The 16600-nt window shown below is 66.6% G+C and carries 17 protein-coding genes; 5 read left to right on the top strand and 12 right to left on the bottom strand.

Annotated features, from left to right (window positions below; genetic code table 11):
* Positions 1–22: 22 nt before the first annotated feature.
* A complete protein-coding gene (locus VXJ37_RS17880) occupies positions 23–1312 on the bottom strand; it encodes a glycosyltransferase family 87 protein (RefSeq protein WP_331324413.1) in 1290 nt (429 codons plus the stop codon).
* A 356-nt stretch (positions 1313–1668) separates the two neighbouring features.
* Between VXJ37_RS17880 and VXJ37_RS17875 the strand changes: the two genes are divergently transcribed.
* Positions 1669–1872 carry a hypothetical protein gene (locus VXJ37_RS17875; protein ID WP_331324385.1) on the top strand — a complete coding sequence of 68 codons (204 nt, stop codon included), beginning with the start codon at positions 1669–1671 and terminating at the stop codon, positions 1870–1872.
* Between the two features lie 83 nt (positions 1873–1955).
* Here VXJ37_RS17875 and VXJ37_RS17870 read toward each other — a convergent pair whose 3' ends face one another.
* Entirely contained in the window at positions 1956–2219 is a 264-nt protein-coding gene (locus tag VXJ37_RS17870) for a DUF3072 domain-containing protein (protein WP_307305184.1), read from the bottom strand.
* Positions 2220–2341: 122 nt separating this feature from the next.
* On the opposite strand from VXJ37_RS17870, the gene VXJ37_RS17865 reads away from it, so the two are divergent.
* Together VXJ37_RS17865 and VXJ37_RS17860 are read left to right on the top strand one after the other, a co-directional pair.
* Positions 2342–3217, top strand: a complete 876-nt coding sequence (locus tag VXJ37_RS17865) for an NAD(P)-dependent oxidoreductase (RefSeq protein ID WP_331324383.1) — start codon at positions 2342–2344, stop codon at positions 3215–3217.
* A 203-nt stretch (positions 3218–3420) separates the two neighbouring features.
* Entirely contained in the window at positions 3421–4782 is a 1362-nt protein-coding gene (locus VXJ37_RS17860; RefSeq protein ID WP_331324382.1) for an MFS transporter, read from the top strand.
* Positions 4783–4952: 170 nt separating this feature from the next.
* Here the strand turns inward: VXJ37_RS17860 and VXJ37_RS17855 are convergent, their stop codons facing one another.
* Positions 4953–5525 (bottom strand): MOSC domain-containing protein, encoded by a 573-nt coding sequence (locus VXJ37_RS17855; protein WP_331324381.1) that lies wholly within the window; start codon positions 5523–5525, stop codon positions 4953–4955.
* Between the two features lie 61 nt (positions 5526–5586).
* Between VXJ37_RS17855 and VXJ37_RS17850 the strand changes: the two genes are divergently transcribed.
* Positions 5587–6549: an alpha/beta hydrolase gene (locus VXJ37_RS17850; RefSeq protein ID WP_331324380.1), complete on the top strand. Its 963-nt coding sequence runs from the start codon at positions 5587–5589 to the stop codon at positions 6547–6549.
* A 12-nt stretch (positions 6550–6561) separates the two neighbouring features.
* Here VXJ37_RS17850 and VXJ37_RS17845 read toward each other — a convergent pair whose 3' ends face one another.
* From VXJ37_RS17845 to VXJ37_RS17835, 3 genes are all read right to left on the bottom strand, one after another.
* On the bottom strand, positions 6562–8955 hold the full coding sequence (locus VXJ37_RS17845) for an excinuclease ABC subunit UvrA (protein ID WP_331324379.1): 2394 nt from the start codon (positions 8953–8955) through the stop codon (positions 6562–6564).
* Positions 8956–9048: 93 nt separating this feature from the next.
* Positions 9049–9468: a VOC family protein gene (locus VXJ37_RS17840; RefSeq protein ID WP_331324378.1), complete on the bottom strand. Its 420-nt coding sequence runs from the start codon at positions 9466–9468 to the stop codon at positions 9049–9051.
* Positions 9465–9914 carry a helix-turn-helix transcriptional regulator gene (locus VXJ37_RS17835; RefSeq protein WP_331324377.1) on the bottom strand — a complete coding sequence of 150 codons (450 nt, stop codon included), beginning with the start codon at positions 9912–9914 and terminating at the stop codon, positions 9465–9467. Before VXJ37_RS17835 ends, VXJ37_RS17840 begins: the two co-directional genes overlap by 4 nt.
* Before the next feature lie 224 nt (positions 9915–10138).
* On the opposite strand from VXJ37_RS17835, the gene VXJ37_RS17830 reads away from it, so the two are divergent.
* Positions 10139–10528, top strand: a complete 390-nt coding sequence (locus tag VXJ37_RS17830) for a CBU_0592 family membrane protein (RefSeq protein ID WP_331324376.1) — start codon at positions 10139–10141, stop codon at positions 10526–10528.
* 15 nt (positions 10529–10543) lie between these two features.
* On the opposite strand, the gene VXJ37_RS17825 is transcribed toward VXJ37_RS17830, so the two are convergent.
* The 6 genes from VXJ37_RS17825 to VXJ37_RS17800 form a co-directional block, all read right to left on the bottom strand.
* Complete coding sequence (locus VXJ37_RS17825) at positions 10544–11584, bottom strand: LLM class flavin-dependent oxidoreductase (RefSeq protein ID WP_331324375.1); 1041 nt, start codon at positions 11582–11584, stop codon at positions 10544–10546.
* A gap of 145 nt (positions 11585–11729) precedes the next feature.
* The gene (locus VXJ37_RS17820) at positions 11730–12365 is read right to left on the bottom strand and encodes an ANTAR domain-containing protein (protein WP_331324374.1); all 636 of its coding nucleotides are present in this window, start codon (positions 12363–12365) and stop codon (positions 11730–11732) included.
* A 165-nt stretch (positions 12366–12530) separates the two neighbouring features.
* Positions 12531–13463, bottom strand: coding sequence for an NAD(P)-dependent oxidoreductase (locus tag VXJ37_RS17815; RefSeq protein ID WP_331324373.1), 933 nt, complete (start codon positions 13461–13463; stop codon positions 12531–12533).
* On the bottom strand, positions 13460–14809 hold the full coding sequence (locus VXJ37_RS17810; RefSeq protein WP_331324372.1) for an MFS transporter: 1350 nt from the start codon (positions 14807–14809) through the stop codon (positions 13460–13462). The genes VXJ37_RS17815 and VXJ37_RS17810 overlap by 4 nt, the downstream gene beginning before the upstream one ends.
* A 156-nt stretch (positions 14810–14965) precedes the next feature.
* Positions 14966–15763 (bottom strand): IclR family transcriptional regulator, encoded by a 798-nt coding sequence (locus VXJ37_RS17805; protein WP_331324371.1) that lies wholly within the window; start codon positions 15761–15763, stop codon positions 14966–14968.
* Between the two features lie 94 nt (positions 15764–15857).
* A complete protein-coding gene (locus VXJ37_RS17800) occupies positions 15858–16595 on the bottom strand; it encodes a fumarylacetoacetate hydrolase family protein (protein ID WP_331324370.1) in 738 nt (245 codons plus the stop codon).
* Positions 16596–16600 lie beyond the last annotated feature (5 nt).

Below are 16600 nucleotides of genomic sequence, written 5' to 3'. Positions count from 1 at the left end.
GTCAAAGAACCTCGTTGAAATCTCAGGTCTCCTTGAGCGCAGGGGCAGGTACAGCCGTCTTCTTGCCCAGCGAGTACAGGCGCCGGACGCTCCACAGGAACAGCACCACCAGCAGGACGTTCCGGATGGTCAGCACCAGCGCCATCCAGGGGTTGTTGTGGCTGAGGGCGTCGTAGAAGAGGGGATAGATGAAGTAGGTGGCCACGGCGATGGCGATCAGCATCAGTGCCGGGACCCGCCATTCGCGCCAGCTGTGGGCCAGGCCGACGGCGACGGCAGGCCCGAGCCACACCATGAACTGGGGCGAGCCCACCTTGTTGAACACCACGAACGCGGTGGCGAGGGTCAGGGCGCCGGCCAGGAGCAGTTCGGTGCGGTCCACACCGCCGGCCACCTTGTGCTGCTTGCCGTTGTGCAGTGCCCAGAAGGTCAGCCCGGCCACCAGCAGGGCGGCGAGGACCAGGAGCGGCTGCATCAGGACGGACATGATGGCGGTGCCGGGGCCGTCCACCTGCATGGAGTTGATGTCCGTGTTCATGTACATGCGGGAGCCGCCCACGTTCAGTACGGAAAGCCAGAGCCAGGGGGTGGTGAAAGTGGCCTCGAGCTGCATGCCGCGGTCGCCCTGCTGGGTGAGGAAGTTCAGGAGCTTGGGGACGCTGCCCAGGGCTGCTGCCAGCGCGACGACGCCGGCCGTCGTCGCGATTCCTGCCAGCACCACCAGAAGCCGGTTTTTTACGACGGCGAAGAGGGCCAGCATGATGGCCGCCGGCCATACCTTCGCCCAGGTCCCGATTGCCAGCAGGACTGAGGCGATGAACGGACGCTGCACGCCGTATGCCAGGGCCACCAGGACCAGCGGGGCGGTGAGGCCGTCCACGCGGGCGAAACCGAGCCAGCCCATCAGGAAAGTGAACGCCAGCCACCACCAGCCGGCCGGAATGGCGCTGGTGTTGCGTCCCCGCTCCGTTAGTTTCAGGAGTGCCCAGGCGTTGAGGAGTGTGGTCATGAGGACCCAGAGGAAGAAGAACGGTCCGGGTCCTGCCACGCCTGCGATGGCCATGGGGATGAGCGCCAGGATGGGGTAGACCCAGGGGCTGGGGCCGCCGGTGAGGTTGGCGTCGTTGAAGCCGGCCATCGCCCATTCGCGGTAAATGAAGGTGTCGCTGAAGGCTTCCCCACGGAGCGAGAGCGACGCGGCGAAGACCAGAAAAACGAGGTGGACCACGATGAAGCCGGCCAGCAGGCCGCGTCCGGTGTTCAGCCAGCTCCGTACCGGTGCGGGGAGGATAATGTTGCGGGTCCTGGTCAGATTGCCGAAGAGAGCGTCGGTGGAAATGGCGGAATCCTTGTCAGGTCGTTGCACAGTCAGCGGTCGCGCAAAATGGCTCGGGTCAGGCCGCGAAGCGGGTTTCAGGGGGCACTGGAGGCCGTTAAAAGGGGCTTCCACTCCTGTTCAACTCTAAGTGACGGTGCCCCGCTGCCGAGAATTGTCAGGACAAAGAGAGGACGGCAAGGCGCTGACCTGCGTCATTTATCTAAAGTTGCTGGCCCTTGGATGCTCGGGCACCATGGATCGAGGCGCTCCAGGCGCCCACCGCCTATGCAGCCAGGGGGAAGCGCAGGGCGGCGTCTGACCACCCACCCCGAGAACCATAAGGCAACACCATGAACTTCCCACTGACCCTCACCGTGTCCGACCGCCAGAGCATGGACAGCCAGCTCGATGACGCTGTCGCAGCGGCGAAGGCCCACGCCCTGACCGGCAAGCGCCACGGCATCCTGGTGACGCGCCATGGTGCCGACACGTTCACGGTTGACCTCAGCGAGACAGTTCCCTTCGGCCTTACCCGCGAGTGCCAGGCCTGGTAAAGCCTCTTTTTAGCCGGCTTTCGGCGTAGGCGCGTTCCGCGCCGTCCTGTCCAGCCGCCGTCGTCAGCGTGCTGCTGGGGTGGCTAGCTGCCGCCGCTGTTGTCCCCGTCCCCGCCGGCCACGCGGTTGCTGCGCTGCTGCAGCCGGTCGATGTGCTTCGACGCCTCTGCCTTGCTCAGGTCAGCGGGCAGTTCTTCGCCTGCCTCCCTGGCCAGCGTGTCGAGGTAGCTGCGCTGCGCCGCCGTCATGGGTTCATCCCCGGTGACCCAGTCTTCCGGGTCCCGGTTGAGGCCTGCATTGGGTTCGGGCTCCGGGCTGCCGATTGTCTCCTGGTTGCTGTCGCTCATGGATACGAGTCTAGGTGGGGGCACCGACAATCCACAGGAGCTTGCCGTCCTGATGAATAACCAGCCGAATCCTGGAAACGTTGACTTGGTAGGCAAAGCCAAACATTGACCAGGAGGATGGCGTGAAGGACAGCAAACTCAGCGTAGCGGTGCTGGGGACCGGAATCATGGGGGCAGCCATGGCGCGGAACCTCCTCAAGGCAGGTCACCGGGTTGCGGTGTGGAACCGCGATGGGGCCAAAACCGAGTCCCTGGCCGCCGATGGTGCCAGGCGTGCAGCGAACCCTGCCGAGGCTGTTGACGCCGCCGACGTGGTGCTGACCATGCTCTACGACGCAGAAGCGGTGCAGCAGGTGATGCGCAGTGCGGCCCCCGGCCTCCGGCGCGGAACTGCCTGGGTGCAGTCCACCACGGTGGGGGTGCAGGACGTGGCGGCCCTGGCGGACCTGGCTGCGGAGCTGGGAGTGGAGCTGGTGGAAGCACCCGTTTCCGGGACAAGGGCTCCTGCCGAAGCAGGCAAGCTCCTTGTGCTCGCCGCCGCGCCTGAGCCGCTGCGCGGGCGGGTGGCTCCGGTGCTTGATGCCATTGGCGCCCGCACCATCTGGACCGGCGTAGATCCCTCCAAAGGTTCCGCGGCGCGGCTCAAGCTCGTGGTCAACAGCTGGGTGGTCGCCGCCTCCAACGCAGCCGGCGAGGTGGTTGCCCTCGCCCAGGCGCTGGGGGTGGATCCGCAGCAGTTCCTGGACGTGGTGGACGGCGGCCCGCTCGACCTGCCCTATCTGCGGATGAAGATGGATCTCATTATTAAGGACGCCCTGGAGCCGGCGTCCTTCGCCGTGGACACCGCACGCAAGGACGCCCACCTCATTGTTGATGCCGCCGCTGAATACGGTCTGAAGCTCGATGGCGCCGAGGCCTCCGCGGCCAGGCTGGACCGCGTGGCGGAGCAGGGCCGCAGCAAACAGGACATGGCCGCGGCTTACCACGCCAGCCGGTGACAATGGCAGCTGCCCAGCAGCCGAAGCCTGCGGGATAGCGCTTGCCCATTGACGTTACCTGCGTCACCTTCTATATTGGATGAATCGATTCAAGAGCCGCTGCTTCAGTCCCTTGGGGGCAGCTCCGGGCGCATACAACAGCCTGGAACGCCTGCTGCTCCAGCGGTTCCGGTTCCTTGCCAATGACGACGAAGGACAAGCACATGAGCACCACCCCAACCCGCGTGCCCCTCACCAGCCAGGGTGCTGGAACAGGATCGCGGGACCCGAGGAAAGCGGCGATGAGTGGCTGGATCGGGAGCGCCCTGGAGTACTATGACTTCGCCCTGTACTCCCTGGCGGCAACCCTGGTCTTCCCCACCATTTTCTTCCCGTCGGAGAACCCTGCAGTCGGGATCATCGCTTCCCTTGCCACCTATGCGGTGGGCTACGTCTCCCGCCCGGTAGGCGCCGTGGTCCTCGGTGCCTACGGGGACCGGCACGGGCGCAAGAAGGTGCTGGTCTTCGCCATGCTGCTCATGGGCTTTGCCACTTTCGCTGTCGGACTCCTGCCCACGTATGGCCAGGTGGGCCTCCTGGCCCCGGCACTCCTGGTGGTCCTGCGCCTGATCCAGGGCTTTGCCGTGGCCGGCGAACTTGGCGGCGCGAGCGCGATGATCGTGGAGCATTCCCCCGATGCCAGGCGCGGCTACTTTGCAAGCTTCAGCCTCCAGGGCACCCAGGTGGGCTCCATCCTGGCCACCGCCATCCTGCTCCCGCTCGCCGCGGTCCTCCCGGCTGGCCAGTTCGGCTCCTGGGGCTGGCGGATCCCGTTCCTGCTCAGCGCCGTCGTAATCCTGGCAGGCTACTTCATCCGGCGGCGCGTCCAGGAACCGCCCACGTACGCGGTGAACACCGGGACGCCCGGCGGCCACCGCCGCTTCCCGCTCGTGGAGCTGCTGCGTACCCGGCCGGGTGCCCTGGTCCGGTGCATCCTCATGACCTTCACCAACGTTATCGGCATGGCCACCCTGATTTTCGGCGTCTCCTATGCCACCCAGAAGGGATATGGCAACGGCTTCTCCAGCAGTGAATTCCTCTGGGTGACCCTCGTGGCGAACATTGCCGCCGTCATGACCATTCCCCTGTTCGGCGCCCTGTCCGACCGGATCGGGCGGCGTGTCCTCATGGCGGCCGGCGGCGTCGTCGGCGGCGCGCTGGTCACCCGGTACCTGTGGGCGATCCAGCTGGGCAGCCTGCCCCTGGTCTTCGTCTGCGTGGTGATTGTCCAGGGCATCTTCTTCCAGATGTGGAACGCCACCTTCGCCACATTCTTCCAGGAGCAGTTCCCCATGCGGATCCGCGTGACCGGCTTCGCAGTCTCGCAGAACATCGGCCTCATGATCGCGTCGTTCTTCCCGAGCATCTTCACGGCGATCGCCCCTCCGGGCTCCGCCAATGTCCCGCTCACCATTGGGCTGGCGACGCTGGGCATCTGCCTGGTCTCGGCCGTGGCCACCCTGATGTCCTCCGACACCAGGGGCAAGTCCCTTGAAGACCTGGAGGGGTTGCGCCAGGGGGCTTAGGCTCCGGCGACCGGGTAACCGCATTTGGTCAGGCTTCACGGCGTCACGCGGAGCACGCTTTCAGGGAACGCACGACGGCGGTCGCCCGGGTTTTCCGGGTCCCGCTGCCTCAGGTGGGCCCAAAGCGTGCCGTGCGTGACGCCGTCGTGCGTCCCGCCACTGCAGGCCGGCTAGGGCAGCCGGCTTGGGCGCAGCACGCTGGGCTCCCCGGCCCGGGCCGGATCCAAAGGCACCGGGCTGACCAGCACTGCCGGCCCGCGGTGCAGGAGCCCGCCGGACAGGGCCCGGCACCGGATGCCGCCCCGCCCGCGCATGGCAGGGTGCGCCCCGGGGGCCAGCATTTCGTTCATCCATGCACATGGCTGGGCGTGGCGGCCGCCGTGGAACCGCACCACTGAGCCGCCCGATTCGAGCGCGAAGTCCTGCCCCAGCAGCGGCACCAGCTGGGCTCCCCGCAGCACCACATTGCGGCGGGTGAGCAGGGGATCGAACGGCGCGGAACCCAGGTCCGCGGCAATGGCTTCCAGGGACTCGACGGCAAACAAGGTGACGGCGGCGTCCATGTGGGCGGCTTTGCCGAAGAACCGGTCGCCGACGATGCCCTTGCCCGCCACCACCTCCACCTGCTCCGCGTCCGTGGTGGGGACGTCGGCGGCGCCGTCCCGGGCGCGGCCGAAATAGGCGTGGGCGGGGGAGACCAGCAGGTGCAGGATGTCGACGTCGTACCGGAACTTTTCGGGCATACGGCCAGCGTAGGCCAGCCCGGCATTGAAATCCTGCCGGCGGATGGCAGGATCAGGAACCATGGAGACCTCAGCTGCCGGGCGTGCCGGCGCGCCGCCCACGAAACGGACGGCCCTCTACTGGGTGTCGGCGGCATGCTCCGCCGCGTTGATGGGGGTTGCGCTGTGGATGCTCGCGGGGAACCCGGCCGTCCTGCACGGCCACCCGCTGCTCCCGGGCCTCCTCCTGGCCGCGGCTGCCGCCGGTTCAGTATGGGCAGTCCTGCTCTGGCGCCGCCGCGATATCCCCCGGCCGCGCTCCGCTGTCCGGGCCGTGGGAGCATGGGCCGGCAGGGTGGCCGTCCTGGCATTCGCCGCCGCGCTCGCCTGGCTCAACCCCTTTACGTATGAGCCGGGTCCGACGGCGGAGGCCGGGCCCAGGTCGGACCTCACCGTCACCGAGTCCACCACCGCCATCACCATGTCACCCGACGGAGGCACCACCACCAAGGGACTGGTCTTCTACCCCGGGGCGCGGGTGGATGCCCGGGCCTACCAGGACATCCTGGCGCCTGCCGTCGGCGCCGGGTACCGGGTGGTCATCCTGAAGGAACCCCTGGGGCTCAGCCTCCTGGACGGAAACCAGGCCCGCGCTGCCATCACGGACAACCCGGATATCACAACGTGGACGGTGGGCGGCCACTCCCTGGGCGGGGTGTCCGCGTCGTCATTCGCCCTGAAGAACGCCGACGTCACGGGCCTGGTGCTGTACGCCTCCTACCCGGTGGAATCACTGCGCGGACGGGGCGGTCTCTCCGTCCTGTCCGTCTCCGGCACCCAGGACGGACTCAGCACGCCGGACAAGATCGAAGCCTCGCGGGAACTCCTGCCCCCGGACACGGAATTCGCCGCCGTCCAGGGAGGCGTGCACGCGTTCTTCGGCGACTACGGCGTTCAGCCCGGCGATGGCGAACCCGGCATCAGCCGCTCGGCCGCCCAGCAGCAGATCGCGGCAGCCATGGTCAGCTTCCTGGGCCGCCTCTAAGGCCCAGGAGGATCACCGCCCGACGTACGTTGCCAGGTGCTGCCCCGTGAGCGTCGAACGCGCGGCCACCAGCTCGGCCGGCGTACCCTCGAAAACGATCCTGCCGCCGTCGTGTCCTGCTCCCGGGCCAATGTCGATGATCCAGTCACCGTGCGCCATCACCGCCTGGTGATGCTCGATGACGATGACCGACTTGCCGGCGTCCACCAGCCGGTCCAGCAGGCCCAGCAACTGCTCCACGTCGGCCAGGTGCAGGCCTACGGTGGGCTCATCGAGAATGTAGACGTCGCCGGCTTCCGCCATCTGGGTGGCCAGCTTGAGGCGTTGGCGCTCGCCGCCTGACAGGGTGGTCAGCGGCTGGCCCAGGGTGATGTAGCCCAGGCCAACGTCCGCCAGGCGTTCCAGGACTTTGTGCGCCGCGGGTGTCTTTGCCTCCCCGTCCGCAAAGTACGACAGGGCCGCGTCCACGGACAGATCCAGGACGTCCGCGATGTTCATGCCGCCGAGCGTATATTCAAGGACGGCCGGCTGGAAGCGGCGGCCCTCGCAGTTCTCGCAGGTGGACTCCACGGTGGCCATGACGCCGAGTTCGGTGAAGATCACGCCGGCGCCGTTGCACGTGGGGCAGGCGCCCTCGGAGTTGGAGCTGAAGAGCGCCGGTTTCACCCCGTTGGCCTTCGCGAACGCCTTGCGGATGGGCTCCAGCAGGCCGGTGTAGGTGGCCGGATTGCTCCGGCGTGAGCCCTTGATGGCACCTTGGTCAATGACGACCACGCCCTCACGCTTGGCCAGGGAACCATGGATCAGCGAGCTCTTCCCGGACCCGGCTACGCCTGTCACCACGCAGAGCACGCCCAGGGGCACATCGACGTCCACATTCTGCAGGTTGTTCGTCGAGGCCCCGCGCACCTCCAGCGCCCCGGTCCGTTGCCGGAAGGAATCCTTCAGCCGGGCGCGGTCATCCAGGTGGCGGCCGGTAATGGTTCCGCTGGAACGGAGCCCGTCGACGTCGCCTTCGTAGACGATCTCGCCACCGGCGGTGCCTGCTTTGGGGCCGAGGTCGACGACGTGATCGGCGATGGCGATCATCTCGGGCTTATGCTCCACCACCAGGACGGTGTTGCCTTTGTCCCGCAGTTGCAGCAGGAGGGTGTTCATACGCTCGATGTCGTGGGGGTGGAGGCCGATGCTGGGCTCATCGAAGACATAGGTCACGTCAGTCAGTGAGGAGCCGAGGTGCCGGATCATCTTGGTCCGCTGTGCCTCACCGCCCGAGAGGGTGCCGGCGGGGCGGTCAAGGGAGAGGTAGCCCAGGCCGATCTCCGCAAACGAATCCAGCAGGTCCCGGAGCCCGTCGAGCAGCGGCCGGACCGAGGGTTCGTCGAGCTCCCGGATCCACTGGGCCAGGTCACTGATCTGCATGGTGCACAGGTCCGCGATGTTCCTGCCGTTGATCCTTGAATTGAGCACCTCCGGCGTGAGCCGCGTTCCGCCGCAGTCAGGGCAGGTGGCGAAGGTGACGGCGCGCTCCACGAACCGCCTCACGTGCGGCTGCATGGCCTCCACGTCCTTGGAGAGCATGGACTTCTGGATTTTGGGGATGACGCCCTCGAAGGTGAGGTTGACGCCTTCCACCTTGATCTTGGTGGGCTCGGCATACAGCATCGTGTCCAGCTGCTTCTTGGTGAACTTGGCGATCGGCTTGTCCATCGGCAGGCCCATCCCCTCGAACAGGCGGCCGTACCAGCCGTCCATGGAGTATCCGGGGACGGTGAGCGCGCCCTGGGACAAGGACTTGGATTCGTCGTAGAGGGCCGTACGGTCAATGTCGCTGATGTTGCCCATGCCCTCGCAGCGCGGGCACATGCCGCCCAGGTAGGTCACCTGGCGGACCACGCTCTTTTCCACCCGGCCGCCCTTTTCGGTGCTCATGATGCCGCTGGCCTTGCGGGTGGGCACGTTGAAGGAGAAGGCGGTGGGCGGCCCGACGTAGGGTTTGCCAAGCCGGCTGAACAGGATCCGCAGCATTGCGTTGGCGTCCGTGGCGGTTCCCACGGTGGACCGCGGGTTGGCGCCCATGCGCTCCTGGTCCACGATGATCGCCGTGGTCAGTCCCTCCAGCCGGTCCACATCGGGGCGGGCCAGGCTCGGCATGAAACCCTGGACGAAAGCGCTGTAGGTTTCGTTGATCATCCGCTGGGACTCGGCGGCGATGGTGGCGAACACCAGCGAGCTCTTGCCGGAGCCCGACACCCCGGTGAAGGCGGTAAGCCGCCGCTTGGGCAGGTCAAGGCTCACGTCCTTGAGGTTGTTCTCCCGGGCGCCCTGCACGCGGATCAGGTCGTGGCTGTCGGCGATATGGATCCCGGCCTCTGCTGCCGGGCCGGTGCTGGTGTCCGTGCTCAAAATGTCCCCCTCATCGTGGAACGGCACCTGCGGCAGGCTGCCCTGGCAGCCCGGCGCCGGCGTCGTCCCTTATATACGTTGTTGTTTATATGCCTAGGGCTGCTGGTTGATCCGGACTGTGTTGCCGGCGGGATCACGGAAGGCGCAGTCACGGATGCCGTAGGGCTGGTCGATGGGTTCCTGGACCACGTCGGCCCCGCTGGCCTCCACCTTGGCGAAGGCCGCGTCCACGTCAGGGGAGGACAGGACGATAGTGGCGTAGGTGCCCTTGGCCATCATCTCCGTGATGGTGCGCCGCTCGTCCTCGGTGATCCCGGGATCCACCGCCGGCGGGTGCAGGACGATGGAAACGTCCTTCTGGCCGGCGGGGCCGACGGTGATCCAGCGCATGGTCCCCTTGCCTACGTCGTTGCGGATTTCGAAGCCCAGGGCGTCGCGGTAGAAGGCCAGTGAGGCGTCCGGATCGGTGGCGGGGAGGAAGGTCGAGGAAATGTTGATGTCCATGCCAGTCATGCTAGCGACGCCTCCGCCGCGGATGCTTCTCGATTCCTGACCGGTCTGCTCACCTGCTTTTCCACGCACGCGGGAATCCCCGCCGTCGAGTGTTCCGCCTCAGCTTTGTAGACGCTGGGAGGCATGCCCACCAGTTCGCTGAAGCGGGTGCTGAAGGTGCCCAACGACGAGCAGCCGACGGCGAAACACACTTCGGTGACGCTGAGGCCGCCTTTGCGCAGGAGGGCCATGGCACGTTCGATCCGGCGCGTCATGAGGTAGCTGTAGGGCGATTCGCCATACGCCAACTTGAAGCGCCGGCTGAAATGGCCGGCGGACATATGCACGTCCCTGGCAAGGGATTCGACGTCGAGAGGCTGCGCGTATTCGCGGTCCATCCGGTCTTTGACGCGCCGCAGCTGGGTCAGTTCGCGCAGGTAGGGATCGGGGGCAGGACTGCTGGTCACAGCTCCGATCGTGCTACGCCACGGTGGTGTTGTCCAGACGTGGGGAGCGTCACGGTCCGGCGGTAAAAACCGTGCCCGCACGCAGGATATGATTATGCCGCCGGCCAGCATGAGGTCCTCGCCCGAACAAGGCTTGAGGAACCTGGCCCCGGCGACAACCAACCCTGTACCACCCTATTGAGCCCTGCCTGCATACTGCGCCGGGCACCCCTTGAAAGGACGCCATGGAACTGCTGTGGGAAATCGCCGGCTGGGCAGGCGCTGTTGCGATCCTCAGTGCATATCTTGCCGTTTCCATGGGCTGGCTGAAGGCCGGCAAGGGCTTTCAGACGGCAAACCTGTTCGGCTCTGTGGCCTTCATTCTCAACGGCACCCTGCATCAGGCCTGGCCGTCCGTGGTCACCAATGTGGCCTGGTTCCTCATCTCTGCGGTTGCGCTCGTCCGCATGCGCTCGGAGGAGGCAGCCGCCGAGCCTGCCGAAGCTGCGCATGTCCAGTACCCCGGCGTTCCTGATTCCACCGGCCAGTTGGCCGTCGTCGAGGCCCTCACCGAGGCCCTGCCGGCTGTTGGGACCGCTCCCGTCCTCACCGATGGGCCGCGCCTGGCTCTTTAGGGCTGCCGGGCGCCCTTACCCAACCCGGGAAGGAGCCCAGCCAAGGGCCGGCCCCAGCCTGCCGGCGATGTCGGTCAGGATCTGGACGTAGTCCTCCTGGTCGAAGCTGAACGGCAGTGCAAATGCCACCTCGTCCACCTCCTGGAAGCCTGCATGGGCGTACAGCTGCTCCGCGATTTCCCCGCTGGTGCCGATGAGATCAGCCGCGAACATCATGCCCCGCGGCCCCTGCGGAGCAGCAGTGCGGGGAGTCCGCTCGTTCACGTACTGCTGGTACTTCACCCGCTGCGCCGCAGTCGCCGAGTCGGTGGGAATCACCACCAGGCCCTGCGAGACCCGTGCCCCGGAATGCCCGGCGGCAGCAGCCGCCTCACGAAACGCACGGATCTGCGACTGCTGGACGAGGGCGAAGTCCGGTTCCTGGTCCTTGTCCGGAAAGATCACGCTGCTGGAGAGCAGATGGAAGCCGTTGGCGCCGGCCCAGACGGCCGATCTAGTGCTGCCCGCTCCGTACCAGAGCCGGTCCCGCAGCCCGGGCGAGTGCGGCTCAACGCGGTTGGAGAACTCCTCCACCACGCCTTGCTTTCCGGAAAAGTCCCTGACCTTTTCCCCTGCAATCAGGCGGGCAAGCCGTTCCACCCGCGCGTAGCTGAAGTCTTCATGCCCGGCGGTGTCCGGGTACAGCTCATGCTTCACAGTGTCATAGTTCATGGGTTCCCCAACGCTCACCCCTGGGTTGATGCGTCCCCCGGCGAGCAGGTCCACGGTAGCCAGGTCCTCGGCCAGCCGCAGCGGGTTTTCCCAGCCCAGCGGGGTCACCGCGGTCCCGAGCTCGATCCGGGAGGTGCGCTGGCTGGCGGCGGCCATGACCGCCACCGGTGAGGAGATGCCGAACTGCAGGTGCCGGTGGCGCAGCCAGGCGCTGTCAAAGCCGAGCCGCTCGCCGAGCCCAATGACCTCCAGCGTGGATTCGTGGCCGGCGGCAGGATTCGCCGGGTCGAACAAGCCAATGGTGAGGAACCCCAGCTTGCGCAGGGGACGTTCGGGATGGGGCATGGCTTCCTCCGGACGGACTGGATGTGCAACGGGGCGGGGCGCTCGTCCCCAGAATAGGGGTCCGCCCTGTTCGGACGCCCGGGGACATGTCGCAATATGTCACCCGCACGCGCGTCCGCCGGCAGAGACCGTCACCGGCCCTCCCTTACAGGAGCGGATGGTCCCCGTTGGTCGGGTCCCCGGCGCGCGTGGTTGCCCGTTCCACGATGTCACGTGCAATGGCGTAGACCTTGCGGTTGGTGTCCTGGCTCAGCTGGCTCATGAGCGCATAGGCCTTGTCCGCATCAATGCCCGTGCGGCCCATCAGGACACCCTTGGCTTGTTCAATGACCGCCCGGTTGAGGGCCGACGCCGCCACCGCCTCCGTGGCGAGCTGATGCCGGTCGGTGTGGATCGACTGCGTGAGGTCCACCACCACGCCCCAGACGCCGATCGGGGTGTCCCCGTCGAGGATGTGGTCCGCCGAGAAAAGCATCTTGTGCTGGTGGTCCTTGCGGTCCCGGATGGACACGTAGATGGACGAGGGGCCGCCGACGCTCGATACGTGGTCCCAATAGGCCTGGACTCTTGGCCGGTCTTCAGGCTCGAGGTGCGGAAAGACCATTTCCATGGACGGGACCACGTCGCCCCGTTCAAAGCCGTACATACGGTACAGGCTGTCCGACCAGTGGAAAACGCCCTCGTCGAAGTAGTACTCCACGAGCCCGGTGGGGCAGTCGAGGAAGTCATCGCGCGGGATGTTGCCAGAGGCGGGTCTGGAAAGTTCGCTGCTGGGTGTCACTGAGGGGCCATTCGACGTGCTGTGTCCTGCCTTCCCTTGGCCCTGACGGGAAAAGAACAGGATATAGCAGCCGTGCCGCCTTTCGAAGCGACGAAACGGTGTCACGCTGGCCCACTTTAGGACCGCTGACGACGGCGGGACCCCGGGTTTCCGGGGTCCCCCAGCTTAAAGCCGGGCCAGATTGGCAACAGCCTGCCGGACCACAGCCAGGTCCAGGTCCCCCAGGCCCTGCGCCACCAGCTGCCCGTAGAGGTCAACGCCCGCGGAAGCCAATGGCGCGGCGGCTCCGGCGTTGGCCGCCGCTTCCAGCACAAAGGACAGGTCCTTGTGCATGAACTTCGCCGGCCCCGTGGGGGTGTAGTCCTTCGCCGCCAGGCGGGGCCCCACAAGTTCCAGCACCCGGCTTGCCGCGAGGCCGCCGGACAACACCTCGAAGAGGGCCGCCACGTCCAGCCCCGAGCGTTCCGCAAGCTCGGCAGCTTCGGCAAGTGCCGCCGTCGTGGTTCCCACCACCAGCTGGTTACAGGCCTTGGCCAGGGAACCGGCCCCCAGCTCTCCCAGCCGCCGCACCGCCGAGCCCATGGCCGCCAGGACCGGGCGGGCCCGCTCGAAATCTTCCGGCGAGCCGCCCGCCATGATGGCCAGGGATCCCCGCCGCGCACCGTCCGTGCCCCCGCTGACCGGTGCGTCCAGCACCGAGGCGTTCCCGCCGCTTGCGTCGGCCACGAGCCTGCCAAAGGCCTGCACCGCGACGGGTGAGACGCTGCTCATCACCGCCAGCAGTGTTCCCGGCGCGGGTGGTGCGCTCCGCCAGGTCTCGAGGAGTCCCGCCGCTGCCTCCTCGATGAAGGGAAGATCGGGAAGCATGAAGATGATGACGGGTTCGTCACGCAGCTCCGCGACATGCTCGACGCCGGTCCCACCCTGCTGCTCAAGGTCCCGGACGGCGGCGGGGGAACGGTTCCATCCCCTGACCTGCCAGCCTTCCTTGAGCAGGTTTGCCGCCATCGGGGCGCCCATCAGCCCGAGCCCCACGAACCCGGCGCGCCGGGTGGTGGTACCCACCGTGGCAGGGGAGGGACCGGCGTCGCTGGTCACCGGGCGTCCTCAACGACCACCAGGTCGCGGCCGTTCGTTTCCGGGGTGAAGAACGTGGTGACGAACGAGATTGCCGCCAGGACCAGCGAGTAGAGCGCCGGTACCAGCCAGGAATGGTTGGTGGCCGCCAGCAGGGCGACGCCGATCATCGGGGCGAAGCCTCCGGCGAGCACCGCGGAGAGCTCACGGCTCAGGGCCACTCCGGTGAAGCGGTGCTGGGAACCGAACAGTTCCGGCAGCAGGGCGCACTGGGGGCCGAGCATGGCCTGCACGCCCAGGGCGATGCCCACCACCATGACCGCCCAGACCAGGGCGACGTTGCCCAGCGTGACCAGGTAGAAGGCCGGCAGCGCGATGACGGCCTGGAAGAGCGCGCCGTAGCGGTAGACGGGAACCCGGCCGTAGCGGTCGGACAGGGCGCCGAAGGCGACCACCAGCACCGCTGCGAAACCTGCGGCAATCAGCAGGCCGGTGGGGCCGATGAACTTGTCGCCTGGAAAAACGCCGGCCGGCATGCTGATGAAGGACACCAGCAGCGCGGAGTAGATGGACGAGTTGCCGTTTTCCCCCATGCGGAGGCCAATGCCGACCAACACGTTCTTCTTGGAGTGCTTCCAGATCTGGCCTACCGGGTTCTTGACCACGGCCTTGTGCTTCTCCAGTTCCTGGAAGACCGGGGTCTCCTTGAGCCGGAGCCGGATGAAGATGGCAATGGCGATCAGGATGATGCTGGCCAGGAACGGAACGCGCCACAGCCAGCCCTGCAGGACCTGCTTGTCCGCCAGGGCCATCAGGGCGAAAGTCCCCGCACCCAGGAGGGTGCCCAGCTGGATGCCAACGAACGGCAGCGCGGCGAAGAAACCACGACGGCGGCGCGGGGCTACCTCGGAGATGAGGGTGGTGGCGCCTGCCTGCTCGGCGCCGGCACCCAGGCCCTGCAGGATGCGCAGCGTCACCAGGAGTACCGCTCCGAGCATTCCAGCCTGGTCGAAGGTGGGCAGGAGGCCGATGGCGCAGCTGGACAGGCCCATCAGCCCGATGGTCAGGATCAGGACCATCTTGCGGCCGAAGCGGTCCCCGATGTGGCCGAACACCACACCGCCGAAGGGGCGTGCCGCGAACCCGACGCCGTAGGTGGCGAAGGATGCGATGACCGCTCCACTGTCTCCGAGCGGCGCAAAGAACAGCGGGCCGAAGATCAGGGCCGAGGCAAGGCCGTAGATGTAGAAGTCGTAGTACTCCAGGGCTGATCCCACGGAGCTGGCAAGTGTTGCCCTTCGCAGCTGGTCCGGATCGACGACGGCGCCGTCCGTGGTGGCCTGCGGTGAGTTAGTACGAGTTGTCACGAGAACTCCCTCTAATGCGCTCCAGGCCCCCGTTGGCCTGGTGGCATAGTGACAACACCTGTTGGTCGATCACTATGCTGAACACAATACAGCACACTGAACGGCTGGCAACAGTTTTAAGATTTTTGAATGACGGGATGCCGGCCCGGCGTTCGCCTATCCCATGGGATTGCCCAGGGAATGGGCCAGCTCCTGCAGTTCCTTGACCATCTGGGCGCCCTGCTCCGGGGTGTAGGTGGCCTTGAGGGCCGTGACGGAGAGGCCCAGGCTGGGGCCGTGGGCTCCGCGGGTGGGGACGGAGACGGCGAGGCACACCACGCCGGTGGTGGACTCCTCGTCCTCGAAGGCAAAGCCTTGTTCGCGGATTTCCTTCAGCTGTGCCTTCAGTTCCGCGCCGGTGCGCAGGGACTTGGGCGTCAGGACGGGGAGTTCCGCGTCGTCGGGGAACATCTCCTCCAAGTCGTGGTCACGCAGCCGGGCGATCAGCGCCTTGCCCACCGCGCACAGGGATACCGGCATCTTGTCACCGATGTTGGAGGTGAGGCGGACTGCGGGATGACCCTCGTACCGGGCGAGGTAAATGACGTTGGCGCCGTCCAGCATGGCGATCCGGACGGTCTCGCGGGAAAGGACCGAAGCCTGTTCGCAGTACCGGTAGAACTCCTGGACCTCATCCATCCGGCCAAGATAGGCAGCGCCCAGTTCCACCAGCTTGCGGCCCAGGGTGAACTCGGCACCCTGCCTGCTGATCAGGCGGGCCTCCTCCAGGGCCAGCAGGAGGTTGGAGGTGGATGACTTGGGGATCCCCACTTCGCGCGAAAGGTCGCTCAGTGTCAGGCGGCCGGTGGCAGAGGCTGCAAGGGCGTCCAGTACCGCAGCTGCCCGCGTGACTGCCGGCGCAGGCGACGCGGCTCCCGGCTTTTCGGGTGAAGCGGGGGCATGGGAATCGGCCATGATTCTCCTTAGGTCGCCAGGCGGACTTCGCTGATCGTTCAGTCAACTGAACGCAATCCATCATAAGTGCCCCGGGGGCCTCGGCTGCCCGCCGTCAGGCCACCATGCTGCTCAAGGTGCCGATGCCTTCCACCACGACGTCCACCCGGTCCCCGGGTTCGATGGCGACCACGGTGGCGGGCGCTCCGGTCATCACCACGTCGCCGGGTTCAAGCGTCAGCCACGCGGTGACGTAGATAAGGCAGTCCACCACCGTGGAGGGCAGGTTGAACGTCCCGGAGGTGGCCTTGGCCCTCCCGTTGACGTAGACGTCGATGGCCACCTGCTCGGGTTCCGGAAGTCCGGTTTCGATCCAGGGGCCCAGGGGCGTGTAGTTGACCCCCGCCTTGCCTTGGAAGTTCCGCTCATCCACCAGGGTCTGGTCCACGTTGGTGACATCGTTGACGCAGGTGTAGCCCAGGACGTGCTCCAGTGCATTCTCGGCGGTCAGGTTTGCTGATGTCCTGCCGATGACGACGGCGAGCTCACCCTCCGCGTTCACCGTTCCCTGGTCCCGGACCGCGCCGATGGCATCGCCGGGGCCGGCCACGGTGTGAACAGACTTGTGCCATGCCTGGATGGGCAGGGGGTGGTCATTCAGTGTCCGGTTGTGGCCAATGCCGATCACTACTTTGGGTTCAACCGGGGCGAGGAATGTGGCCTCGCTGTCCGCGGTGGTGCCACCGGTGTACTGAAAGGGCTCCTCAAAGGGGTCAACAATGTGGTGCCACATGCCATCCCGCTCCACTGCATGCAGGGCACCTTCCGCGGTCCTGATTCTGGCGATGCGCATCGCTT

Origin of the sequence: Pseudarthrobacter phenanthrenivorans (genome assembly GCF_036455295.1) — a bacterium.
Taxonomy (GTDB): domain Bacteria; phylum Actinomycetota; class Actinomycetes; order Actinomycetales; family Micrococcaceae; genus Arthrobacter; species Arthrobacter phenanthrenivorans_C.
Note: the sequence above shows the minus strand (reverse complement) of the source record. Positions and strands in the feature narration are given on the sequence as shown.

Coding starts and splice junctions, on each gene's coding strand:
- VXJ37_RS17875 (WP_331324385.1), top strand. CDS start 1,669: ATGAACTTCCCACTGACCCTCACCGTGTCCGACCGCCAGAGCATGGAC.
- VXJ37_RS17870 (WP_307305184.1), bottom strand. CDS start 2,219: ATGAGCGACAGCAACCAGGAGACAATCGGCAGCCCGGAGCCCGAACCC.
- VXJ37_RS17860 (WP_331324382.1), top strand. CDS start 3,421: ATGAGCACCACCCCAACCCGCGTGCCCCTCACCAGCCAGGGTGCTGGA.
- VXJ37_RS17855 (WP_331324381.1), bottom strand. CDS start 5,525: ATGCCCGAAAAGTTCCGGTACGACGTCGACATCCTGCACCTGCTGGTC.
- VXJ37_RS17850 (WP_331324380.1), top strand. CDS start 5,587: ATGGAGACCTCAGCTGCCGGGCGTGCCGGCGCGCCGCCCACGAAACGG.
- VXJ37_RS17840 (WP_331324378.1), bottom strand. CDS start 9,468: ATGACTGGCATGGACATCAACATTTCCTCGACCTTCCTCCCCGCCACC.
- VXJ37_RS17830 (WP_331324376.1), top strand. CDS start 10,139: ATGGAACTGCTGTGGGAAATCGCCGGCTGGGCAGGCGCTGTTGCGATC.
- VXJ37_RS17825 (WP_331324375.1), bottom strand. CDS start 11,584: ATGCCCCATCCCGAACGTCCCCTGCGCAAGCTGGGGTTCCTCACCATT.
- VXJ37_RS17805 (WP_331324371.1), bottom strand. CDS start 15,763: ATGGCCGATTCCCATGCCCCCGCTTCACCCGAAAAGCCGGGAGCCGCG.
- VXJ37_RS17800 (WP_331324370.1), bottom strand. CDS start 16,595: ATGCGCATCGCCAGAATCAGGACCGCGGAAGGTGCCCTGCATGCAGTG.